The 22,641-nt window shown below is 71.3% G+C and carries 18 protein-coding genes and 1 pseudogene; 12 read left to right on the top strand and 7 right to left on the bottom strand.

The window, feature by feature from the left end; genetic code table 11:
- Nucleotides 1-77: 77 nt before the first annotated feature.
- Together ACCP09_RS27385 and ACCP09_RS27380 are read right to left on the bottom strand one after the other, a co-directional pair.
- Nucleotides 78-1,688, bottom strand: a complete 1,611-nt coding sequence (locus tag ACCP09_RS27385) for a succinic semialdehyde dehydrogenase (RefSeq protein ID WP_433751453.1) — start codon at nt 1,686-1,688, stop codon at nt 78-80.
- 206 nt (nt 1,689-1,894) lie between these two features.
- On the bottom strand, nt 1,895-2,497 hold the full coding sequence (locus ACCP09_RS27380) for a TetR/AcrR family transcriptional regulator (RefSeq protein WP_123685504.1): 603 nt from the start codon (nt 2,495-2,497) through the stop codon (nt 1,895-1,897).
- 91 nt (nt 2,498-2,588) lie between these two features.
- Here ACCP09_RS27380 and ACCP09_RS27375 point away from each other — a divergent pair, with 91 nt between their 5' ends.
- The 7 genes from ACCP09_RS27375 (at nt 2,589) to ACCP09_RS27345 (ending at nt 7,822) form a co-directional block, all read left to right on the top strand.
- Complete coding sequence (locus ACCP09_RS27375) at nt 2,589-3,734, top strand: acyl-CoA dehydrogenase family protein (protein ID WP_123685505.1); 1,146 nt, start codon at nt 2,589-2,591, stop codon at nt 3,732-3,734.
- Nucleotides 3,734-4,876, top strand: coding sequence for a CaiB/BaiF CoA transferase family protein (locus ACCP09_RS27370; RefSeq protein WP_433751450.1), 1,143 nt, complete (start codon nt 3,734-3,736; stop codon nt 4,874-4,876). The genes ACCP09_RS27375 and ACCP09_RS27370 overlap by 1 nt, the downstream gene beginning before the upstream one ends.
- Nucleotides 4,877-5,057: 181 nt before the next feature.
- The gene (locus ACCP09_RS27365; RefSeq protein WP_020418820.1) at nt 5,058-5,225 is read left to right on the top strand and encodes a hypothetical protein; all 168 of its coding nucleotides are present in this window, start codon (nt 5,058-5,060) and stop codon (nt 5,223-5,225) included.
- A gap of 303 nt (nt 5,226-5,528) precedes the next feature.
- Nucleotides 5,529-6,011 carry a hypothetical protein gene (locus tag ACCP09_RS27360; protein ID WP_017983809.1) on the top strand — a complete coding sequence of 161 codons (483 nt, stop codon included), beginning with the start codon at nt 5,529-5,531 and terminating at the stop codon, nt 6,009-6,011.
- Nucleotides 6,012-6,138: 127 nt separating this feature from the next.
- On the top strand, nt 6,139-7,035 hold the full coding sequence (locus ACCP09_RS27355) for a murein transglycosylase (protein WP_027934999.1): 897 nt from the start codon (nt 6,139-6,141) through the stop codon (nt 7,033-7,035).
- A gap of 23 nt (nt 7,036-7,058) precedes the next feature.
- A complete protein-coding gene (locus tag ACCP09_RS27350; RefSeq protein ID WP_017983807.1) occupies nt 7,059-7,451 on the top strand; it encodes a hypothetical protein in 393 nt (130 codons plus the stop codon).
- Between the two features lie 14 nt (nt 7,452-7,465).
- Nucleotides 7,466-7,822: a DUF3817 domain-containing protein gene (locus ACCP09_RS27345; RefSeq protein WP_400986920.1), complete on the top strand. Its 357-nt coding sequence runs from the start codon at nt 7,466-7,468 to the stop codon at nt 7,820-7,822.
- Here the strand turns inward: ACCP09_RS27345 and ACCP09_RS27340 are convergent.
- Genes ACCP09_RS27340 through ACCP09_RS27320 form a run of 5 tightly spaced genes read right to left on the bottom strand, consistent with a single transcriptional unit; the run spans nt 7,788 to nt 12,186 of the window.
- The gene (locus tag ACCP09_RS27340; protein ID WP_433751446.1) at nt 7,788-8,651 is read right to left on the bottom strand and encodes a spermidine synthase; all 864 of its coding nucleotides are present in this window, start codon (nt 8,649-8,651) and stop codon (nt 7,788-7,790) included. The genes ACCP09_RS27345 and ACCP09_RS27340 overlap by 35 nt on opposite strands.
- Complete coding sequence (gene speD, locus ACCP09_RS27335) at nt 8,632-9,012, bottom strand: adenosylmethionine decarboxylase (RefSeq protein ID WP_433751444.1); 381 nt, start codon at nt 9,010-9,012, stop codon at nt 8,632-8,634. Before speD ends, ACCP09_RS27340 begins: the two co-directional genes overlap by 20 nt.
- On the bottom strand, nt 9,002-10,150 hold the full coding sequence (locus ACCP09_RS27330) for a type III PLP-dependent enzyme (protein ID WP_433751442.1): 1,149 nt from the start codon (nt 10,148-10,150) through the stop codon (nt 9,002-9,004). The genes speD and ACCP09_RS27330 overlap by 11 nt, the downstream gene beginning before the upstream one ends.
- A 12-nt stretch (nt 10,151-10,162) precedes the next feature.
- Nucleotides 10,163-11,761 (bottom strand): solute symporter family protein, encoded by a 1,599-nt coding sequence (locus ACCP09_RS27325; RefSeq protein WP_027935004.1) that lies wholly within the window; start codon nt 11,759-11,761, stop codon nt 10,163-10,165.
- Nucleotides 11,762-11,766: 5 nt separating this feature from the next.
- Nucleotides 11,767-12,186 (bottom strand): DUF485 domain-containing protein, encoded by a 420-nt coding sequence (locus ACCP09_RS27320; protein ID WP_027935005.1) that lies wholly within the window; start codon nt 12,184-12,186, stop codon nt 11,767-11,769.
- Nucleotides 12,187-13,063: 877 nt separating this feature from the next.
- On the opposite strand from ACCP09_RS27320, the gene ACCP09_RS27315 reads away from it, so the two are divergent.
- From ACCP09_RS27315 to icmF, 5 genes and pseudogenes are all read left to right on the top strand, one after another.
- Entirely contained in the window at nt 13,064-17,383 is a 4,320-nt protein-coding gene (locus tag ACCP09_RS27315) for a nitrate- and nitrite sensing domain-containing protein (protein ID WP_433751455.1), read from the top strand.
- The gene (locus ACCP09_RS27310; protein ID WP_017983799.1) at nt 17,380-17,820 is read left to right on the top strand and encodes a roadblock/LC7 domain-containing protein; all 441 of its coding nucleotides are present in this window, start codon (nt 17,380-17,382) and stop codon (nt 17,818-17,820) included. Before ACCP09_RS27315 ends, ACCP09_RS27310 begins: the two co-directional genes overlap by 4 nt.
- Nucleotides 17,821-17,827: 7 nt before the next feature.
- Nucleotides 17,828-18,559: a DUF742 domain-containing protein gene (locus ACCP09_RS27305; RefSeq protein WP_433751439.1), complete on the top strand. Its 732-nt coding sequence runs from the start codon at nt 17,828-17,830 to the stop codon at nt 18,557-18,559.
- A gap of 28 nt (nt 18,560-18,587) precedes the next feature.
- Nucleotides 18,588-19,151: pseudogene (locus ACCP09_RS27300) on the top strand (GTP-binding protein).
- 165 nt (nt 19,152-19,316) lie between these two features.
- Entirely contained in the window at nt 19,317-22,553 is a 3,237-nt protein-coding gene (icmF, locus tag ACCP09_RS27295) for a fused isobutyryl-CoA mutase/GTPase IcmF (RefSeq protein WP_433751437.1), read from the top strand.
- Nucleotides 22,554-22,641: the final 88 nt, after the last annotated feature.

Below are 22,641 nucleotides of genomic sequence, written 5' to 3'. Positions count from 1 at the left end.
GAGGTCTGGTTGGGGTAGTCGTTTGCTTTTGGTTGCCGGCTTGCGATTTGTGTTGTGCGGCAGGGAAGAAAGACCCGCTACCGGCGCGGTAGCTTGTCCAGCAGGCGGAGCCCGATCGTCATGCCCCGCGCCCAGACCTTCCCCGGCACCACGCGAGGCGGCCGAAGCCGAATGCCCCTCTGCACGGCGATCGACTGCGCCTCCGTGTACTTCAGCAGCCCTTCGGCACCGTTCCGCCTTCCGAAGCCGCTGTCCTTCATGCCGCCCATGGGCAGTCCGACGCTGCCGAAGGTCGCCGCGTAGCCCTCGTTCACGTTGACCGTTCCGGCCTTCAACCGGGTGGCCACCGCCCAGCCCGCGGCCGCGCTGCCGGACCACACGCTCGCGTTCAGGCCGTATTCGGTGTCGTTCGCGCGCTCGATGGCCTCATCCAGGTCCGTGTAGCCGTAGATCGCCACCACCGGGCCGAACGTCTCTTCCCGGAACAGCGCCACGTCCTCGGTCACGTCCGTGAGCACAGTCGGCTCATAAAACAACGGGCCCAGGTCGGGGCGGGCCCGGCCGCCCGTGAGCACAGTCGCCCCCTTGGCCCGCGCGTCTTCCACGTGGGCGCTCACCGCGGCCAGCTGGGCGGCGCTCGTCAACGAGCCCATGTCCGCACCGAACCCGAGTTCGGCGCCCAGCTTCAGCGCCTTCGTCTTCGCCACGAACGCCTTCGTGAACTCGTCCCGGATGTTCTCGTGCACATAGATCCGCTCGACCGACACGCACAACTGCCCGGCGGAGGAAAAGCACGCCGTCACGGCACCGGCCGCCGCCTCCGCCACGTCGGCGTCCGGCAACACGATCATCGGGTTCTTGCCGCCCAGCTCCAGCGAATAGCCGGTGAGCCGCTTCGCGACCTTCTCCGCCAGCGCCTTCCCGGTCGGCGTCGAACCGGTGAAGCACAGGTAGTCGGACTCCTCGACGATCGCGTCGCCGATGCTCGAACCCCGGCCCAGCACGATCCGCCACACGCCCGCGGGCAGCCCGGCCTCCTCGGCCAGCTCGTGCAGCCACAACGCCGACAACGCGGTCTGGTTGTCCGGCTTCTGCACCACCGCGTTGCCCGCGGCGAGCGCGGGCAGCACGTCCATCGCGGTCAGGGCGAGCGGGTAGTTCCACGGCGAGATGACCCCGACGACACCCTTGGGGTGCCGTACCTCGCCCGCCTTCGTCGCGACCGGGATGACCCCGGCGGCGCGGCGGGCGCCGAGGATCTTCGCGCTGTGCTTGCCGTAGTAGCCCGCGACCAGGGCCGTCGCGCTGACCTCGTCGAACGCGTCAATCCGCGCCTTGCCCGCCTCCAGCTGCACCAGGTTCAGGATCTCCTCCTGACGGCCAAGGATGAGTTCCCCGAGCCGCTTAAGCACCCGTTGCCGCTCGGCCACCGGACGCGCTGCCCACGCCCGCTGCGAAGAGCGCGCCGCGGCGAACACCGCACGCACGTCGGCGTCGGTGGCCTGCGGGAGCGTCGCGGTCGGCAGCCCGGTGAACGGCGCGGTGATCTCCACCGGAGCGGAATCCTGACCGCCCTCGGCACGCCGCGCGAGCTGCGCGGCGCGTGCCGCGGTGGGCGCGCCGGGGATCCCGCCGACGGTTTTCGGTCCCGTGGAAGCCTCACCCGTGTTCGCGGCGGTGCTGGTCATCGGCCCTCCTGGCGCTGGTCGGCGGCGTTACCGGCGAGTACAGCATACCGTCGGTATGGCGAGGATCCCTTTTCGTTCGGGAACGTCACAGTCGGAGATCCACACGTCTCAGGAGTGGGCGGCCGGCCCGGGCGAGGGCCGGACCGGCCGCCTGTCACGGACGCGGACGAGGCCATGGCTGTCGGCGGCGTGCACGGAGTACCCGTTCAGCCGCCCCGGTAGGCGCTCACCGCGAGCCGCTTCCACTCCTCCAGCAGTTGCTTCCGCCGCGCGGGCGCGCCACCCAGTTCCGCGTCCAGCGCCAGTCCGCGCGTGAAGTTCACCGTCAGCCAGAACAGCGTCTCCAGGCGCTCGCGGGGCAGGTCCGGGGCGAAGTTCCGGATCAGCGTCAGGGTTTCGCGGCCCAGGGCCCGGTCGACCGGCCGGATCGCCGCCCGCAGGGCCGGGTCGGTGCGCGCCGCGATCCACAGTTCGGTCGCGGCAGTGGCGAGCGTGCCGGAATAGCCGGCCCACAGCAGGTCGATCGCCGCGGGAATGGCCTCCTCGCCGCTCGGCAGGTCCGTGAACGATTCCGCCAGCGCCGCTGTTCGCCGGCTAGTGAGATGCGCCACAGCGGCCGCCATCAGGTCGGCCTTGTCCGCGAAGTGGTGCTGCGCCGCCCCCTTCGACACCCCCGCCCTGGCGCAGATCTCCTGCATCGACGTGCGGGCGTAGCCGAGCTCCACCAGGCATTCGATGGTCGCGTCGAGCAGGGCCGTCCGGGTCTGCTCCCGGCGCTCGGCCTGCGTGCGGTGCCCCCGCGCGGTCACGTCGCCTCCTTTACCGGCGCTGCCGCCGGATGTACATTCCACTCGGAACTTACATTCCGTCCGTAATGTTTTCCACTGCTGGAGGTCACCGATGCCGTTGCCCGCGCCGAAGAGTTCCTGGGCACAGGACCTGGGCGAGTTCCGCGAGCTGGCCCGCGCGTTCTGCCAGAAGGAGCTCGTGCCGCACCAGGAGCGGTGGACCCAGCAGAAGTCCGTCGACCGCGAGCTGTGGACGAAGGCGGGCGAGGTCGGGCTGCTCGCCATCTCGATCCCCGAGGAGTACGGCGGCGGTGGCGGCACCTTCGCGCACGAAGCTGTGCTGTACGAGGAGCAGGCCCGCAGCGGCGACGGCTCCTGGGGCGTGTCCGTGCACAACGGGATCGTGGCCCACTACCTGCTCCACTACGCCACCGAAGAGAAGAAGAAGGAGTGGCTGCCCAAGCTCGCCAGCGGCGAGTGGGTCGGCGCGATCGGCATGACCGAGCCGGGCACCGGCTCCGACCTGCAGGGCATCAAGACCCGCGCGGTGCGCGAGGGCGACGAGTACGTCATCAACGGCGCCAAGACCTTCATCAGCAACGGCGGCATGGCCGACCTGGTCGTGCTGGCCTGCAAGACCGACCCGGACGCCGGCGCGGCCGGGGTTTCGCTGATCGTCGTCGAGACGAACCGCGAGGGCTTCCGCCGTGGCCGCGTGCTCGACAAGGTCGGCCTCAAGGGCCAGGACACGGCCGAGCTGTTCTTCGACGACGTGCGGGTGCCCGCGGCGAACCTGCTCGGCGAGGAGGGCCAGGGCTTCATCCAGATGATGCAGCAGCTCCCGCAGGAGCGGCTGATCATCGCGGTCACCGCGGTGGCAGGCATGGAAGCCGCGATCGACCTCACCATCGAGTACACGAAGGGCCGCACCGCGTTCGGCCGCCCGGTCTACAACTTCCAGAACAGCAAGTTCAAGCTTGCCGACGCGGCCACCGAGGCGGCCGTGGCCCGCGCGTTCCTGGACCAGTGCATCGAGCGGCACCTCAAGGGCGAGCTGGACGTGCAGGGCGCGGCCATGGTCAAGCTGTGGACCACCGAGCGGGCCAACAAGGTCGTCGACGACTGCGTCCAGCTGCACGGCGGGTACGGCTACATGACCGAGTACCCGATCGCGCGCGCCTGGACGGATCTGCGCATCTCCCGCATCTTCGGCGGGACCAGCGAGATCATGCGCGAAGTCATCTCGCGGACGCTCTGATGGCGGGACCACTCGCCGGGCTGAAGGTCGTCGAGCTGGCCGGGCTCGCCCCGGCGCCGTTCGCGGGCACGCTGCTGGCCGACCTCGGCGCCGACGTGGTGCGGGTCGACCGGGCCAAGCCGGGGGCGGACGTCCTCGGCGTGCCCAACGACCCGCTCACCCGCGGCCGCCGGACCATCGGCGTGGACACCAAGAGCCCCGAGGGCGTCGAGGTCGTGCTGCGGCTCGCCGAGCGGGCCGACGTGTTCATCGAGGGGTTCCGCCCCGGCGTTGCCGAGCGCATGGGGCTGGGCCCGGAACAGGTGCAGGGGCGCAACCCGCGGATCGTCTACGGCCGGGTGACCGGCTGGGGCCAGGACGGGCCGCTCGCGTCCGCGGCCGGGCACGACATCAACTACCTCAGCGTCGCGGGCGCGCTCGAACCCATCGGGCGCGCCGGGGAACGGCCGGTGCCGCCGCTCAACCTCGTGGGCGACTTCGCCGGCGGCGGGATGCTGCTGGCGTTCGGCATCCTCGCCGCGCTGCACGAGCGGACCTCATCCGGTCGCGGGCAGGTGGTCGACGCGGCGATGGTCGACGGCGCGGCGCTGATGATGACGCAGCTGTTCGGGATGCGGTCGGCCGGGATGTGGCCGAACGAGCGGGGCGGCAACGTCCTCGACGGCGGCGCCCCGTTCTACGACACCTACGAGACCGCGGACGGCAAGTATGTCGCGGTCGGGGCGATCGAGATGCGGTTCTGGGGCGACCTGGTGCGGGTGCTCGAGCTGGACCCGGCGGAGCTGCCGGTGCACCTGGACTGGAACCAGTGGCCGCGGCTGCGGGAGATCCTGGCGTCGGCGATCGGCAAGTTCACGCGGGACGAGCTGGTGGCGCGGGCGGAAGGCACGGACGCGTGCCTGACGCCGGTGCTGAGCCCGTGGGAGGCGGCGGCGCACCCGCACAACGCGGCACGCGGGACGTTCGTGGAGATCGGCGGCGTGGTCCAGCCCGCTCCGGCGCCGCGGTTCGACCGCACGCCGCCCGCGACGCCCGAGGCGCCCCACGAGAAAGGGGCGGACACCGCGGATGTCCTGACCGAACTCGGGTATGACACCGAGCGTGTCGCGGCGCTGCGGGCGGCGGGGGTGATCGTCTCCTGACGCGCGCCCGGCTGATCGTTTAGAGTGGGGACCAGTTCGTGCTGGGCACGCAGTGTCACTGCGGCCAGCCATCCGTGTGAAGGGGTGTCGAAAACGTCCCGGTGACGGCAGGATTGCCGTTGATCGGGGGAACCAGGCCCGCGGTGCGCCGCGGGCCCAGTGCAGCGAGGGGAACACGGCCATGTCGGCGAACACCAAGAAGATCGTCATCGTGGCTGTCGTCGCGCTCGTGTTGTTCTTCCTGATCACGCGTCCGACCGAGTCCGCCGAGGTGGTGCGCAGCGCACTGGGCTGGCTCCGGGACGGCGCCGAAGCCATCGTGACCTTCGTCCGCAGCCTCTTCTCCTGACCCCATCCGGCCACGGCCGGCACCGCATGCGGCGGTGCCGGCCGTGGCCGTGCGCGTCTTGCCGCCAGCTACGGAACGTCACCAATCTCGGCATCTGAGGGGCACTGTTCGACCATCCGGGTGGATTGAGGTGATTAACGCGCTGGTCGCCGAATTCCTTGCCCGGAACCTCTGGCGCGACGGCCCGAATTCCCCCTACGGTGCTCACATTGCGTGACCAGCCGGTTCTTACCGGCGAAACGGTCAATCGCTTCGATCATCGCCGTTCGATGGTGGCTTTCAGTGGGGCACGAGGAGGCAGGGATGACCGGAGATCCCGGGGTGGATGCGGTGATTGCCCAGTGGGCGTCCGAGCTCGAGCGCACGCCGGAGGAGATGGAGGCCGACCGGATCGCCTCCGCCTGGCTCGCCGAACTGCCGCAGCAACCACCAGGGATTCCCGGCCAGCGGGCCCGCACCGGCACCCGCACGTGGAAGCCGGTGGAGTCGGCCGACCCGGACTACCTGGACGCGATGCAGGAACGCCTGCCCGAGGTGCCGGTCGACCTGCTGGTCGCCGCGGCGGGCTGGTGGCAGATGGTCGGCGACATCGAAGAGGCCAAGGCCTGGTGGGACGCCGGCATCAGCCCGCTCGACCAGCGCGCGCTGGACTACCGGTCCGCCGGTCTCACGCCGTCCGACCTGTCCCGGCGCCTCGGCCCGATGACGGTCCTGCAGCACCTGCGCCGCGGCAGCGCCCCGGCCTGGTGCGTCGCCCGTCTCGCCCGCCAGCAGCGCGCCAGCTGACCGTCGAGGTCGCGTAACGTCAGGAAACGCGGCCTCGTTGGTCAGGTGAGGCTTTAGCGCTCGCTTGACACCGGCGCACCTATCGTCGGCGCGCGGAGCGTGCGGACGTCGGTGGGAGGCAAGGTTCTTGGACACGGAGCAGATCGAGCACGACCCTGCGGACGTGTCCACCGAGGAGGAAACCGCGGCGCCGCCCGCCCGCAGGCGGGCCGCGCCGGCGGTGCTCGGCAGGCTCGCGGTCGTGGTGGTGGTGCTGGCCGCGGCGGTCGGCGGGGTCTGGGCGACCAGCGCGGTCACCCGGCCCGACCGCACCGAGACCACCACCGAGATCCCGGACCTGGACAACGCGGCGGCGCAGGTCGCGCCCGGTTCGGCGGCCCCGGTCAACGCGACCGTCGAGGGCACGCCCGCGGCGCAGACCCAGCCGCAGCAGCAACCCCAGCAGCAACAGCAGTCCGGCGGCGGCGACCTGCTCTCCCAGTGGGCAGCCAAGGTCTCCGACGTCACCGGCATCCCGGCCCGCGCGCTCGTCGCCTACGGCAACGCCGAGCTGGAGATGCGGGCCGCGCAGCCGAAGTGCCGGCTGTCCTGGGCCACCCTCGCCGGCATCGGCCGGGTCGAGTCCAACCACGGCCAGTACGGCGGCGCGGTGCTGCAGGCCAACGGGCTGCCGTCGAAGGCGATCATCGGCGTCCCGCTCGACGGCTCGCCCGGCATCAAGGCCATCGGCGACAGCGACGGCGGCCGGTTCGACGGCGACCCGGTGTACGACCGGGCGGTCGGGCCGATGCAGTTCCTGCCCAGCACGTGGGCCCGCTACGGCGGCGGCTACAACCCGCAGCAGATCGACGCCGCCGCGCTCGCCGCCGCCAAGTACCTGTGCGTCGGCAGCCGCGACATGGCCAGCGCGAACGGCTGGTGGGCGGGAATCCTGTCGTACAACAACTCGGTCGACTACGGGCAGAAGGTGTTCGGCCTCGCCGACGCCTACGCCAAGGCCGCCCAGGTCGTCAAGGTCTCCTGACCCGCGGGTGCTAGCGTCGTGGGGTGCCCACGGGTCTGTTCACGCCGCGCCGGATCGCGATCGGCGTCCTGTGCGTCGCCGCGTTCGCGGTCTGCTGCGGGCTGGCCTGGTGGCAGTGGAACCGGTTCGAATCGGCGAGCGGCTCGTTCCAGAACCTCGGCTACGTGCTGCAGTGGCCGCTGTTCGGCGTGTTCCCGGCGTTCATGGTGTGGCGGATCTGGAAACTGCGCCGCGAGGCCGCGGCCCAGGAGGACGCCGAGCCGGCGGAGTCGCGCGCCGAGTGGGGCCGCAAGCCGGTGAGCGAGGTGCCGTCGCCGCGGACGCGGCAGGTCCCGGTCGACGACCAGGACGACGAGCTCGCCGCCTACAACCGCTACCTGGCCGAGCTGCACGCTCGTGACCAGCGCGAGAGCTAGAAAGGCAGACTGCGATGGTGGACACCGAAGAACGCGAAGGCGCCGCGGCCGCGAAGGCCGCGCCGGCCCTGCGGGGGCCGCTGCTGCGCTACCGCGTGCTGGCCTACGTCACCGGTGTCGCGCTGCTGCTGCTGACGGCGGCGTTCATCCTGAAGTACGCGTTCGACTCGCCCGGGATGATGAGCTGGGCCGGCGTCAGCCACGGCGTCTTCTACATGGTCTACCTGGTGTTCGCGGTCGACCTGGCGCTCAAGGCGCGGTGGTCGATCAAGGGCACGATCCTGGTGCTGCTCGCGGGCACCATCCCGTTCCTGTCGTTCGTCGCGGAGCGTTCGGTCACGCACCGCGTTCAGGCCGGTCGCAAGCTCTGAGCGAGTAGGGCACGACGGTCGACCCGCGCAGGGTGTCCGCGTCCATGGTCGCCGGCCGGAAGCCGGCCAGCCGGGCGACCATCTCGCCCACCGGGTCGGCCACCTCGTCGGTCCGGCCGGACAGGAACGCCCACTCGTGCTCGTCCGAGCCGAAGTACACCGGGGTGGCGAAGACCTCCCGGAACCGCGCCCACGCCACCCGCAGCGTGTCGTTGCGCCACAACGTCGGGCAGCCGCCCTGGCAGCACACCACCCCGCCGGGCGTGAGCAACCCGGCGCACTGCCGCAGGAAGTCCGCGCCGTAGAGCCGGTTGTGCTGCGCCGCCGGGTCGGTGTTCTCGTCCGGCAGGTCGATCACCACCAGGTCGTACCCGCCCGGCGACGACTCCACGAACGAGAACCCGTCCTGGTAGTGCACCCGGACCGGCCCATCGCCGCGTTCGGCGGCGTCCAGCTCGCCGAGCGTGTAGCCGTAGGGGAGCAGCTCCGCGCACGCCCGCACCGCGACCCGGTCGATGTCGACGTGGTCCACGTGCTCGGCGCCGAACGCCACGGCCAGCTGGCTGGCCACGCCCTCGCTCGACCCGATGATCAGCACCCGGCGCAACCGGGCAGCCAGCAGCATCGCCGGGACCATCAGCGCCTCGTGGTAGACGAGCTGGCTCGCCTCGGTGCTCTGCCGCTCCTCGTCGCAGAACAGGGACACGCCCTGTGCGGTACGGCCGATCAGCAGCCGCTGGAAGCCGGTGTGCTCGTCGAACAGCACCTCGGACACGTCCCACACCCGCGACAACCCGGGGCCGAGGGGCTCAACGATCTGCCGTGACATGCTTCTCCCCGCGCTCGACGACCGACATCTCCACGTCCGCGGCGTCCAGCGCGGCGGACAGCAGGCGCACCGCGAGCACCGGGTCCGCCTGGTCCCCGCAGGTGAACACGTCCGCGAACACCGCGCCGATCTCCGGGTAGGTGTGCACCGAGGCGTGCGACTCGGCCAGCAGCGCCAGCACCGTCACGCCCTGCGGCTCGAACCGGTGGCCGACCACCTCGCGGACCGTCGCCCCGGCCTCGGTCACCGCGGACCGCAACGCCTCGCGCAGGAACACCGGATCATCCAGCAGGCCGGGCGCGATGCCCCGCAGCTCGGCGAGGACGTGCCGTCCGGCGAACGCGCCGATCTCACGCGCCATCGGCGAGCGCGCCTCCTTCCAGGCAGTAGGTGCGCAGGGGCGGAATCCCGTTGAACGCCACCGACGAGTAGCTCGCCGTGTAGGCGCCGGCGTCGAGGATGTCGATCCGGTCACCGGCGCGCAGCGACAGCGGCAGCTCGTACGGGGTCCGTTGGTACAGCACGTCGTCACCGTCGCACGTCGGCCCGGCGAGCACGACGGGACCCCGCTCACCGCCGCGGTCCACCGGCTCCAGCCGGTAGGGGATGGCCTCGTTCTCGGTCTCGGCGAGGCCGTTGTACCGGCCGACGTCGAGGTAGACCCAGCGCCGCCCGAACCGGGTGGCCACCAGCACGACCTCGCTGCGGATCAGCCCGGCCTCGGCGACCACGGCCCGGCCGGGTTCGAACAGCACCTCCGGCTCGTCCGGGAAGTACGCGGCCACCGCGGCCCGGATCGCCCGTGCGTACCCAGCGAGCGACGGCACGGCCTCGCGGTAGGTGATGCCGAACCCGCCGCCGATGTTCAGCCGCCGCAGCCGCACCCCGCGGGCCGCGAAGTCGGCGAAGATCTTGGCGGCCGCGGCGACACTGGCCTCCCACGCGGCGGGGTCCGGCTGCTGCGAGCCGACGTGGAACGCGATCCCGGCCGCGTCCAGGCCCAGCCGGTCCGCCTCGGCGAGCAGGTCCGCGGCCTGGTCCGGCTCGCAGCCGAACTTCTGGCCGAACGGCGTGGCCGAAGCCGGGCCGTCCACCAGTATCCGCACCGACACCGACGCGCCCGGCGCGTGCTCGGCCAGTGCGGCGAGGTCCCCGGGGGCGTCGGTGGTGAAGTCACGCACCCCGCGCGCCCACGCGAACGCGATGTCGGCCGGCTTCTTGATCGTGTTCCCGTAGGACAGCGCCGCCGGCTCCGCGCCGGCCGCCAGGCACGCCTCGATCTCCGCCGGGCTCGCGACGTCGAACCCGCCGCCCGCGCCGAGCACGGCCCGCAGCACGGCGGGCTCGGGGTTGGCCTTGACCGCGTAACGCAGACGCGCGTGCGGGAACTCGCGGACGAGCTCCCGCACGCGCTCGGCGACCGTGTCGGTGTCCACGACCAGGCACGGCGTGCCGGGGCCGGCTTCGCTCAGGAACCGCCTGATCCGCTCAACACTCACCCGTGCAGCGTCTCAGGAGCCGATCCCGGTCAGCGAACGGACCTCCATCTCGGCGTGCTTGCGCGGGTCGGCCTTGTCCTTGGACAGGATCGTGCCGAGGAAGCCGCACAGGAACGAGAACGGGATCGACACCAGGCCCGGGTTCTTCAGCGGGAACCAGTGGAAGTCCACGCCCTTGATGATCGAGTCCGGCGAACCCGACACCACCGGCGAGAAGATCACCAGCACCAGGCACGCGCCGAGCCCGCCGTAGATGGCCCACAGCGTGCCGGTGGTGTTGAACCGCTTCCAGAACAGGGAGTACAGCAGCGTCGACAGGTTCGCCGACGCCGCGACCGCGAACGCCAGCGCGACCAGGAACGCGATGTTCTGCCCGTTGGCCAGGATGCCGCCGATGATCGCCAGGACGCCGATCCCGATCGCGGTGAAACGCGCCACCCGCACCTCGTCGACCGGGTCGGCGTGGCCGCGCTTGAAGATGTTGGCGTACACGTCGTGGGCGAAGGACGCCGAGGCGGTCAGCGTCAGGCCGGCCACCACCGCCAGGATCGTGGCGAACGCGACCGCCGCGATGATGCCCAGCAGCAGGGTGCCGCCGATGTGCAGCGCCAGCAGCGGCGCCGCGGAGTTCTCGCCACCGGGCGCGGCCTTGATCTGGTCGGTGCCGACCAGCGCGGCCGCGCCGAAGCCGATGACCAGGGTGCACAGGTAGAACACGAACATGCAGGCGGTGGCCCACACGACCGAGCGGCGCGCCTCGTGCGAGTTCGGCACCGTGTAGAAGCGCATCAGCACGTGCGGCAGCGCGGCGGCGCCCAGGATCAGCGCGACGGCCAGCGACACGAAGTCCAGCTTCGTGGTGCCGTTCGCGCCGTACTGACCGCCCGGCTCGAGCAGCTTCCCGCCCATCGGGCTGTGGTAGGCCGCCTGCGAGAGCAGGTTCGACAGGCTGAAGCCGAACTTGCCGAACAGGAACACAGTCATCAGCACGGCGGACAGGATCAGGATGCTGGCCTTGATGATCTGGACGTACGTGGTGCCCTTCATGCCGCCGACCAGCACGTACAGCACCATGACGATGCCGACCACGGCGATGATCAGCGCCTGGCCGAGCCCGCCGTGGATGTTCAGCAGCAGCGCGATCAGACCGCCGGCGCCCGCCATCTGGGCCAGCATGTAGAACAGCGAGATGACCAGTGTCGACGTCGCGGCGGCGGCGCGCACCGGGCGCTGCTTCATCCGGAAGCTCAGCACGTCGCCCATGGTGAAACGGCCGGTGTTGCGCAGCAGCTCGGCGATGAGCAGCAGGTCGACCAGCCAGGCGACCAGGAAGCCGATCGAGTAGAGGAACCCGTCGTAGCCGTGCACGGCGATCGCGCCCGCGATGCCGAGGAACGACGCGGCCGACAGGAAGTCACCGGACAGCGCGATGCCGTTCTGCCGCCCGGTGAACGCGCTGCCCGCGGCGTAGTAGTCGGAGCGCGAGGAGTTCCGGCTGCTCACGCGGTACACGACGAACAGCGTGATGGCGACGAAGAGCGCGAAGACGGCGATGTTCACGACCGGGTTGCTGGCCGCGGTCGCACCGCCTGCGGCGAGAACGTGGTTCATCGGGGTCACTGCACTCCTGCCTGGCGGCGGACCTCGTCCACCTCGGGGTCGATCCGGCGCCGCGCGAACCGCAGGTAGGCGGCCGTGATCGCGGCGGTCGAGACGAACTGGAGGATCCCGAGGACGATCCCGACGTTGACCTCGCCGAACACCTTGATGCTCATGAAGCCGTGCGCGTACGCGGCGAGCAGCACGTAGACCAGGTACCAGAGCACGAACGCCAGGCTCATCGGGAACACGAAGCGGCGGAACCGGCTGCGCAGCGCGCTGAACTCTTCGCTGCGCTGGATCGCGACGAAGTCGGGGCCCGTCCGGCGGCGCGGGCCGGGCGGCTCGGGGGTGGTCGGGCTGCTGCCGAACAGCGGCCGCATCTGTCCCGTGTCCTCCACGGGGTTGCGCGCAGCGGTGCGGGCGACGTTCTGCATCTCTGCCTCCCGGCGAGCGAGCGAAGTCGGCGAAAATCCTTCGGGAGCGCACATGCTAACTACGCCGACCTGCGCCTCCGACATCGGAGGACCTCTTCAGAGTGAAGCGGGTCTGCGACACCCGGACGGGTTAATCCGCTGATCGGGCGAAAGGCGGGCGGGATTCGGCCGAAGCACGTAACCGGCTGTGAACTGGCGCGGGGTGCCGTCCCCGGAAGGGGTAAGGGGCGTCAGGGCGCGCAACACCGCGGCGGTGGTGGGAAAACGCTGGCCAATGGCGGTGACCGGGCAGAAATCCACATCACAGCGAAAGCCACAAGATCGGGCGGTATTAGCCCGCGCCACCACGGCGCGTCCGCACGGTCGGTGCGGATTTTCCGGTTCATCCCAGTAAACTCTGGGCTAAGTGGGTGACAGGTCCACGGTGTGGGCGTGCCCTCCCGTAACCACGCACCCCACTTGTGTCGCCCTGACAAGGCATTTCGCGTAAACCCCTTGTCACCAGCGGTATTTCCGCAGGTCAGCACCGCCGGATTCGGCGGGCTTCGGCTGAGCCCGTTTGGTGTACGCTTCCGGGGCCACGCTGACTCGCTGTGACCGAGCGTAAACCGGTGTTGTGCGCGACATCGTGCACACCGCATGATGCACCGGCAACGGCGCCGGGCCGGTCCGGCGGGACGGCGGGCGGCCGGGACAGCGCCGTCGGCTGGGGCTGCAGGAGAAGCGACGAAGTTCCACCCGTGATGAGGAGAGCCATGCGGTTGAGGCCACGCGGTGCCGTCGCCGTGCGCTCCGGCACGGGTCCGGCCCACCACGCACAGCAGACGCCGGACAGGGAGTCACCTTCGTGACCGTTGCAGGACAGGGCCAAGTGCCTGTGGGACAGCTCCTCGGCCAGCAACCGAAGGAGCCGTCGAAGTGGGCCACGCTCACGCGCTGGCGGGACTGGCGGCTCTCCGCCAAGCTCGCCGCCGTGTCGCTGGTGCCCATCGTGGTCGCCCTGGTGCTGGGCGGGATCACGATCGGCAACCAGGTCGAACGCTCCGGCAACTACGAGCGGATGAACCGGCTGGTCGAGCTGAACGGCACGGTCCGCACGCTCGTCGACGCGCTGCAGCAGGAGCGCACCGAGACCGCGGCGCTGCTCACGCAGGGCACGGTCGGCAGCTCGCCGCAGCTGGATGCCGCCCGCAGGCTGGTGGACGAGGCGACCGGGCCGGTCAGCAGCGCCACCGGGCACGCCGCGGACGCCGACGACGGTGTCCGCGCGCCCGGCGAAGCCGCGCAGGCCGCGGTCGGACGGCTCCCGGAGGTCCGCCGCCAGGTCGCCGAGGGCCGCCTCGACGCGGTGCAGGCGCTGGCCGCCTACAGCGAGATGACCGAATCGCTGATCGGGCTGGACACCGCGCTGGTCGCAGGCATCGGCGACGACGCCATCGGCGGCACGCCGAGCGCGCTGCACGACGTGCTGGTGGTGAAGGAGGAGGCGTCCACCGCGCAGGCGCTGCTCGGCTACGGCATCGCGCGCGGCAACCTCACCCCGAGCCAGCTCAACGACCTGCGCACGGCCGAGCTGCGGCTGACCGACCGGCTCGCCGACTTCCGTGCCGCGGCCAGCTCCGCGCAGGAGGCCCAGTTCGACCGCTCCGTCATGGGGCAGGACTTCAACACCCGCAGCCGCCTGGTGAACGGCGTGCTCGCGGCGGAGGGCGCCTCGGTGCCCAGCGCGCTGCGCGGCATCTCGGCCCAGCAGTGGACCGCGGTGTCGGCGTCGGTGATCGCCGCGTTGAACACCGTGAGCGACAGCCTGGGCGACGAGCTCACGACCACCTCCGCGGACCTGGCGGACAGCGCGGGCACCGACGCGGGCCTGCTCGCGGTGCTGCTGTTCCTCGCGCTCGTCGTCACCGCCGCGGTCGTCATCCTCATCACCCGCCAGCTGCTGCAGTCGCTGCGGATGCTGCGCGCCGGCGCACTGGACGTCGCGGACCGGCAGCTACCCGCCGCCGTGCAGAACATCCAGGAGGGCCGCGAGCAGAGCACCGACGTGCAGCCGCTGTCGGTCGGCACCACCGACGAGATCGGCGAGGTGGCCAAGGCCTTCGACGCGGTGCACAGCCAGGCGCTGCGGCTCGCGGTCGAGCAGGCCAACATGCGCACCGGCTACAGCAGCGTGTTCGTCAACCTCTCGCGCCGCAGCCAGAGCCTCGTGCAGCGGCAGCTGCAGCTGATCGAGCGGCTGGAGCGGGACGAGGAGGACGCCGACCAGCTCGCGACGCTGTTCCAGCTCGACCACCTCGCGACCCGCATGCGGCGCAACAACGAGAACCTGATGGTGCTCTCCGGCGCCGAGCCGGGCCGCCGCTCCGGCCAGCCGGTCACCACCTCCGACGTGCTGCGCGCGGCGGTGTCGGAGATCGAGCAGTACCAGCGCGTCGTCGTGCAGACGCCGCCGGAGGCCCGCATCGTCGGCTTCGCGGCGAGCGACCTGATGCGCCTGGTCGCCGAGCTGCTGGACAACGCGACCGCGTTCTCCGCGCCGGAGACCCAGGTGACGGTGACGACCCGCGCCGCCGACCACGGCGGTCTGGTCATCGACATCATCGACCAGGGCATCGGCATGAACGAGGCCGAGGTCGCCGAGGCCAACGCCCGGCTGACCGAGGCGGGCACGGTCGACCTCGCGACCTCGCGGCGCATGGGCCTGTTCGTGGTCGGCCGCCTTGCCGGGCGCCACGACATCGGCGTGGTCCTGCACGGCGGCAAGGACATCGTGGGTGTGCGGGCGACCGTCACCGTGCCCGCGGACCTCGTGATGGACCTTCCCGCGCCCGCCCCGGCCCGGCCGGACCCGTCGACCGCGCTGCCGCGGCGGCGCACGGTCAACGGCGCCGGGCGGCCGGAGGCGCTGGCGAACTTCGGCCAGGCGCCGACGCCGGGCGACGGGGCGAGCAGCCCGTCCTGGACGCAGAACGGGCACTCGGGTGTCTTGCCGCCGCGGCCGCCGTCGGACCTGGAGATCTCCGGTACCGCGTTGTTCACGCCGATCCCGGCGGAGGGGGAGGAGCCCGCGGCGCCCGCGCCCGCTCCTGTTGCCGAGGTGCCCGCCGAGCCGGAGCCGGAGCCGGAGCCCGCGCCGGGCGAGCTGCCGAGCGGCAAGGCGTTGTTCACGGCGAACAGCAGCCCGCTGTCGGAGTGGTGGAGCTCGGCGGCGAACGAGCCGAAGCCCGCGACGCCGCCGCCGTCGCGCCGCGAGACGACGCCGATCTTCGACGAGACCCTGTCGGCCTGGTTCCGCAGCGACGACCCGCCGGCCGCCGCTTCGAAGACTGCCGAGTCCACTTCGGACAAGGCGGAGAGCGCGCCGGGCGACAAGGCGGCCAGCGGCTGGGACTTCGCGGTCGACGAGAACTGGCGGGCGGTCCAGGCGGCGTCCCAGGTGGAGCCGAAGACGTTCACGGATGCGGGCCTGCCGAAGCGCCGCCGTGGCGAGCAGTTGCTGCCCGGCAGTGCCGCGGCGGAGACCCCGGCGCCGAACCCGCAGCGCGAGATCCCGGTCCGCGACCCGGCGGACGTGCGGGGCCGGCTGAGCAGCTTCCAGCGCGGCGTGAACAGGGCCCGCCACGCGAAGCGCGACCAGCCCGAAGGCGCTGCGGTGCCGGAAAGCGCTGCCAGCGCGGAGGGCACTGCGGCGACTACGGCGAGCGAGGCCTCGTCGGGGGCTGAGCAGGGTGGGCTGCCGCGTCGTCAGCCGCGCCCGGGAGCTGCTGCCGCGGACTCGGCGAAGGACCCGCGCCCCGGCGCTGCTGCCCCGGATTCGGTGGAGGAGCGGAAGCCGCGCCCGTCGGCGGAGGCTCCCCAGCTGGACAGCGGCCTGCCCCAGCGCCGCCCGAAGCCCGGCGCCTCGGAAAGCGCCCAGCCCGCGGCCGCGCCGGAGACCGGCCAGCCGCGGCGGGAGCCGAAGGCGGCGGGTTCGACGGATGCCGGCTTGCCGCGCCGCGAGCCGAAGGCGGCCGGGTCGACGGACGCCGGCCTGCCCCAGCGGGAGCCGGAGGCCGCCGGCGGCTCGGTCACGGAAGGCGCGAAGCCCAGCCAGCCCGAAACAGCGGACAACGGCCTGCCCCGGCGCCAGCCGAAGACGGCCGAGCCCCCCGCGGCGAAGTCCACGGACGCGGGCTTGCCGCAACGCGAGCCGAAGGCGGCGGGTTCGTCGGACGCGGGCTTGCCGCAGCGCGAGCCGAAGGCGGCCGGTTTGTCGGACGCGGGCTTGCCGCAGCGCGAGCCGAAGGCGGCCGGTTCGCCGGACACGGGCTTGCCCCAGCGCGAGCCCAAGGCGGCGGGAGCGACCGACAGCGGCTTGCCGCGGCGCCAGCCGAAGGCCGCCTCGCAGGGTGCGGAGACCGAGCGCGCTCAGTCGAAGGAGCCCGCAGCCCAGGCCGACCCGGGCCTTCCGCAGCCGAAGGCTGCGGAAGGGACCGAGCCGGGCTTGCCCCAGCGGCAGTCCAAGGACGCCGCCTCGCGCAGCGAGACGAAGCCGGCGGGCGGCTTGCCGCAGCGGCAGCCCAAGCCCGCTGACAGCGGGCTGCCTCAGCGGCAGTCGGCTTCGGCTCAGGCCGAGAGCGGTCTGCCTCAGCGGCAGTCCAAGGACGAGGCGGCCTCGCGCAGCGAGGCGCAGTCGGCCGGTGGCTTGCCGCAGCGGCAGCCCAAGTCCGCCGACACTGGCCTGCCCCAGCGGCAGCCGCGCGCGGACAGCGGCGCCGGTCTCTTCCAGAGCGAGGGCACCGGCCTCTTCCAGCGGCCGGGACCCGCGCCGGACACCCCAGCCGAGCCGCAGCCGCACAGCCAGCAGCCGCAGAGCGAGCAGCGGCAGAGCGAGCAGCGGCAGGGCGACGCCGTGGCAGGCGGCGACGGCGCCTGGTCGTTCGCCTCGGACGAGAGCTGGGCCGCGGTGCAGACCGTCTCCTCGTCGCCGCCCTCGAACTTCACCGCGGCCGGGCTGCCCAAGCGGCGCCGCGGTGAGCAGTTGCTGCCCGGCAGCGCACTGGCCCCGGGGGCCCCCGCCCCGGCGCCGCGGACACGTCGTGACCCGCAGGATGTGCGTGGCAGGCTGAGCAGTTTCCAGCAAGGTGTTCAGCGTGGAAGGCACCGGACCGCTCAGTCCGCCGACCCCGATCAAGGAACCATGGAGGGTGAATGACCACGCCGCAGCCACAGAACCAGTTCGGATGGCTGGTCAATGATTTCGCCGAGCGTGTGCCTGGCGTGGCGCACGCGGTGGTCGTTTCGGCCGACGGCCTGCTGCTGACCGCTTCGAACCGGTTGCCGCTCGACCGCGCCGACCAGCTCGCCGCGGTGGCCTCCGGGCTCGTCAGCCTGACCCAGGGCGCGGCGCGGTGTTTCGAGGCCGGCGCGGTCAACGAGACCGTCGTGGAGATGGAGCTCGGGATCATGATCCTGATGTCCATCAGCGACGGCTCCTGCCTGGCGGTCCTGGCCGCCCCGAACTGCGACATCGGCCAGGTCGCCTACGAGATGACCATGCTGGTCGACCGGGTGGGCCAGATCCTCACCCCCGAACTGCGGGCTCAGCTGCAAGGGGCCGCGGGGCCCCTGATCGGTGAACCGGTGGGATGATGCCGACATGACCACGGGATCCGAGAGTGGCTCCCCGACGTCCGGCGGTGAACCGGAGCCGACGTTCGCCGACGTGATGAACAGCTTCAGCCTGGACTCCGGGCGCGGCCGCCGGAAGCGCAAGAAGCAGCGCGACCGGCAGCCCGGGAACGACACGGCGGAAGCCCCCGAAGCACCACAGGCCGAGCAGGCGCCGCCCGCGCCGCAGCTGACGCCGTCGCCGCAGCCGGCACCCGCTCCGCCGCCCCAGCCGGAGTACCCGGCCCGGCCGGCGAGCCTGTTCGACTCCTCGCCGGGCAGCGGGTTCTTCGAACCCGTCCAGCCCGCCCAGCCGTCGCGGCCCGTGCCGTTCCGGCGCGAGGAGCCCGAGATCCACCCTGCCGAGGAGACCGCCGTGGTGCGCCCGTACGCGCTCACCGGCGGCCGCACCAAGGCCCGGGTCGCCCTGGAGCTGGAGACGCTGATCTCCGTCCAGGACGCCGTCCTCGCCCGGCTCGACGCCGGAGCGTTGACCGTGCAGTTCGAGCACCGCTCGATCATGGAAGAATGTCGGACACCGCGGTCGGTTGCGGAGATCGCAGCGCTGCTGCGGGTCCCGATCGGCGTGGCCAGAGTCCTCATCAGCGATGCCGCCGATGCCGGGCTGGTCACGGTGCACCGCACTATGTCGACCAACGACGACGCCGAGGCGCATCTCATGTTGATGGAAAGGGTGTTGAGTGGACTCCGTCGGCTTTAAGGCACCGCGGCAGACCGCGCCGCAGACCATGACCTCGGCCAAGATCGTGGTGGCCGGTGGCTTCGGTGCCGGCAAGACCACCTTCGTCGGCTCGGTCTCGGAGATCGTGCCGCTCACCACCGAGGCGATGATGACCGACGCGAGCCGCGGCATCGACAACCTCGACCAGACACCCAACAAGGCCACCACCACCGTGGCCATGGACTTCGGCCGCGTGTCTCTGGACAGCGACCTGATCCTGTACCTGTTCGGGACGCCGGGTCAGCAGCGGTTCTAGTTCATGTGGGACGACCTGGTGAAGGGCGCGATCGGCGCCGTGGTGCTCGCGGACACGCGGCGGCTCGCGGACTCGTTCGCGCCCGTCGACTTCTTCGAGGACCGCAGGCTGCCCTACATCATCGGCGTCAACACCTTCGACGGTCAGCTCCACCACGAGCTGAGCGACGTGCGCGAGGCGCTGGCGATCGACGAGAGCATCCCGATCGTGCGCTGCGACGCCCGCGACCGCGAGTCGACCAAGCAGACGCTGATCACGCTGGTCGAGTACGCGATGCGGCAGTGGATCGCGATGCGCGCCGCCGGCACGCGCTGACGCCGGCGCGGTAGCCAGGGGAAGTGCCGGGTCGGGGGCCCGGCACCCGTCCGGTCGACGCTGCCTTCGTGCTGCCCGCTCACTGAATCGTTACGGTCCCGCGGTGGATGTCGCCGCGGTCACGCTTGGGTTTGCGATAGTAGGAAGTCCAAGTATTTTTGAGGCATGAACGCCTCCCTTCACCGTCCCGTGCACCCGGTGCGGTTCGTCACCGCCTCGAGTCTGTTCGACGGGCACGACGCTTCGATCAACATCATGCGGCGCATCCTGCAGTCGCAGGGTGCGGAGGTCATCCACCTCGGCCACAACCGGTCGGTGGACGAGGTCGTCACGGCCGCGATCAGCGAGGACGCCCACGGCATCGCGATCAGCGCCTATCAGGGCGGCCACGTGGAGTACTTCAGCTACCTCGTCGAGTTGCTGAACGAACGCGGCGCCGGGCACATCAAGGTGTACGGCGGCGGTGGCGGCGTCATTGTGCGCGAGGAGATCGAGCTGCTGCACTCCCGCGGCGTCGCGCGCATCTTCTCCCCGGACGACGGCCTCCAGCTTGGCCTGCCGGGCATGGTCAACGTGATGATCAAGGAGTGCGACTACGACCTGGCGGAGGTGCCCGCCGGGTCGGACGACGACCTCCTCGCCGGCGACGTGCCGTCCCTGGCGCGGTTCATCACGCAGCTGCAGGCCGGCAGCGTCGCCGGCGACCGGCTGGCCCGCATCACGGAGGCGGCGCGCGCCCGGACGGTGCCGGTGCTGGGCATCACCGGCACCGGCGGCTCGGGCAAGTCGTCGCTGACCGACGAGCTGCTCCGGCGCTTCCGGCTGGACCAGGAGGACAAGCTGCGCATCGCGGTGCTGGCGGTCGACCCGACCCGGCGCCGCGGCGGCGGCGCGCTGCTGGGCGACCGGATCCGGATGAACGGCCTGGACGGCTCGCAGGTCTACTTCCGCTCGCTGGCGACCCGGCAGGCGGGCGGGGAGGTGCCGGAGGGCCTGGACGAGGCCGTGCTGGCGTGCAAGGCCGCCGGCTACGACCTGGTGATCGTCGAGACCCCCGGCATCGGGCAGGGCGACGCCGGCATCGTGGACCACGTCGACTACTCGCTGTACGTGATGACGCCGGAGTTCGGCGCCGCGTCGCAGCTGGAGAAGATCGACATGCTGGACTTCGCCGACGTGGTGGCGATCAACAAGTTCGAGCGCCGGGGAGCCGAGGACGCGCGCCGCGACGTGGCGCGCCAGATGGTGCGCAACCGCGAGGCGTTTGGCGTCGCTCCCGAGGACATGCCGGTGTTCGGCACCAGCGCCGCGCGCTTCAACGACGACGGCGTGACCGCGCTGTACCAGTACCTGCGGGACGCGCTGGCCGAGCGCGGCCTGTCGGTGTCGGCCGGTCAGCTGCCGAAGGTGGACACCAAGGTGTCCACCGGGGCGACGGTGATCATCCCGGCGTCGAAGGAGCGCTACCTCGCCGACATCGCCGCCACGGTGCGCGGCTACCACGAGAAGACCCGGGACCAGGTCGCCGCCGTGCGCAAGGTCGACCAGCTGCGGGCCGCGAAGGAGGCGCTGGCCGCGGACGGCGCGGACACCGGCCCGATCGAGGCGTTGCTGGCCAAGGCGGAGTCCGAAGTGGACCCGTCGGTGGCCGGGCTGCTGGAGCGCTGGGACGAGCTGTCCGAGTCCTACCGGCAGGAGGAGCTGGTCGTCCGCATCCGGGACAAGGAGCTGCGCACCCAGCTGTGGCGGGAAACCCTGTCCGGCAACCGGATCCCGCGCGTGGCGCTGCCGCGCTACACCGACCGCGGCGAGCTGCTGTCGTTCCTGCGCCGCGAGCACCTGCCCGGGTACTTCCCGTACACCGCGGGTGTCTTCCCGTTCAAGCGGGAGGGCGAGGACCCGGCGCGCATGTTCGCCGGCGAGGGCGACGCGTTCCGCACCAACCGCCGTTTCAAGTACCTCTCGGCCGACTCCGAGGCCAAGCGCCTGTCCACGGCGTTCGACTCGGTGACGCTGTACGGGCACGACCCGGACACGCGACCGGACATCTACGGCAAGATCGGCACCTCCGGCGTGTCCATCGCGACGCTGGACGACATGAAGGCGCTCTACGACGGCTTCGACCTGACCGCGCCGAACACGTCGGTGTCGATGACCATCAACGGCCCCGCGCCGACGATCCTGGCGTTCTTCCTGAACACCGCGATCGACCAGCGGATGGACGCCTTCCGCGCCGAGCACGGGCGCGAGCCGACGCCCGCGGAGGCCGAGGATCTGCGCGAGTGGACGCTGCGCCAGGTGCGCGGCACGGTGCAGGCCGACATCCTCAAGGAGGACCAGGGCCAGAACACCTGCATCTTCTCCACCGAGTTCAGCCTGCGCATGATGGCCGACATCCAGGAGTGGTTCATCGAGCACGGGGTGCGCAACTTCTACTCGGTGTCGATCTCCGGCTACCACATCGCCGAGGCCGGGGCGAACCCGATCTCGCAGCTGGCGTTCACGCTGGCCAACGGGTTCACCTACGTCGAGTCCTACCTCGCCCGCGGCATGCACATCGACGACTTCGCGCCGAACCTGTCGTTCTTCTTCTCCAACGGCATGGACGCCGAGTACTCGGTGCTCGGCCGGGTCGCGCGCCGCATCTGGGCGGTCGCGATGAAGGAGCGCTACGGCGCCAACGAGCGCTCGCAGAAGCTCAAGTACCACGTGCAGACCTCCGGCCGGTCGCTGCACGCGCAGGAGATGAGCTTCAACGACATCCGCACCACGCTGCAGGCGCTGTGCGCGCTGTACGACAACGCGAACTCGTTGCACACCAACGCCTATGACGAGGCGATCACCACGCCGACGGAGAACTCGGTGCGCCGCGCGATGGCCATCCAGATGATCATCAACAAGGAGTGGGGCCTGTCGAAGAACGAGAACCCGTTGCAGGGCTCGTTCATCATCGACGAGCTGACCGACCTGGTCGAGGAGGCCGTGCTCACCGAGTTCGACCGGATCGCCGAGCGCGGCGGCGTGCTGGGCGCGATGGAGACCGGCTACCAGCGCGGCCGCATCCAGGACGAGTCGATGCTGTACGAGCGGCTCAAGCACGAGGGCACGCTGCCGATCGTCGGGGTGAACACGTTCCGCAACCCGCACCCGGAGGAGGACGAGGTCGAGGTCGAGCTGGCGCGCGCGACGGAGGACGAGAAGCAGTCGCAGCTGACGCGGCTGGCCGACTTCCAGCAGCGGCACAGCCACGACGCCGAGCAGGCCCTCAAGGCGCTCCGCGAAGCCGCCACCCGCGGCGAGAACCTGTTCGGGGTGCTGATGGACGCCGCGCGGGTGTGCTCGCTCGGCCAGATCACGGAGGCCTTCTTCGAGGTCGGCGGCCAGTACCGGCGCAACATCTAGCCAGCGGGGCCGAGCTCCCCGCCGCGGTGTCCCCGCGGCGGGGAGTTTTTCATGCCTTGACAACCCCACTCGAAACCACATATAACCA

This window comes from Amycolatopsis sp. 3B14 (assembly GCF_050958625.1).
In the GTDB taxonomy this organism is placed as follows: domain Bacteria; phylum Actinomycetota; class Actinomycetes; order Mycobacteriales; family Pseudonocardiaceae; genus Amycolatopsis_E; species Amycolatopsis_E thermoflava.
Note: the sequence above shows the minus strand (reverse complement) of the source record. Positions and strands in the feature narration are given on the sequence as shown.

Bases quoted from the DNA above. Each gene is read 5' to 3' on its own strand.
- ACCP09_RS27320 (WP_027935005.1), bottom strand. From the start codon at position 12,186: ATGCAGAACGTCGCCCGCACCGCTGCGCGCAACCCCGTGGAGGACACG.
- ACCP09_RS27345 (WP_400986920.1), top strand. From the start codon at position 7,466: ATGGTGGACACCGAAGAACGCGAAGGCGCCGCGGCCGCGAAGGCCGCG.
- ACCP09_RS27360 (WP_017983809.1), top strand. From the start codon at position 5,529: ATGACCGGAGATCCCGGGGTGGATGCGGTGATTGCCCAGTGGGCGTCC.
- ACCP09_RS27370 (WP_433751450.1), top strand. From the start codon at position 3,734: ATGGCGGGACCACTCGCCGGGCTGAAGGTCGTCGAGCTGGCCGGGCTC.
- ACCP09_RS27385 (WP_433751453.1), bottom strand. From the start codon at position 1,688: ATGACCAGCACCGCCGCGAACACGGGTGAGGCTTCCACGGGACCGAAA.
- ACCP09_RS27310 (WP_017983799.1), top strand. From the start codon at position 17,380: ATGACCACGCCGCAGCCACAGAACCAGTTCGGATGGCTGGTCAATGAT.
- ACCP09_RS27325 (WP_027935004.1), bottom strand. From the start codon at position 11,761: ATGAACCACGTTCTCGCCGCAGGCGGTGCGACCGCGGCCAGCAACCCG.
- ACCP09_RS27365 (WP_020418820.1), top strand. From the start codon at position 5,058: ATGTCGGCGAACACCAAGAAGATCGTCATCGTGGCTGTCGTCGCGCTC.
- ACCP09_RS27340 (WP_433751446.1), bottom strand. From the start codon at position 8,651: ATGTCACGGCAGATCGTTGAGCCCCTCGGCCCCGGGTTGTCGCGGGTG.
- icmF (WP_433751437.1), top strand. From the start codon at position 19,317: ATGAACGCCTCCCTTCACCGTCCCGTGCACCCGGTGCGGTTCGTCACC.
- ACCP09_RS27305 (WP_433751439.1), top strand. From the start codon at position 17,828: ATGACCACGGGATCCGAGAGTGGCTCCCCGACGTCCGGCGGTGAACCG.
- ACCP09_RS27375 (WP_123685505.1), top strand. From the start codon at position 2,589: ATGCCGTTGCCCGCGCCGAAGAGTTCCTGGGCACAGGACCTGGGCGAG.
- speD (WP_433751444.1), bottom strand. From the start codon at position 9,012: ATGGCGCGTGAGATCGGCGCGTTCGCCGGACGGCACGTCCTCGCCGAG.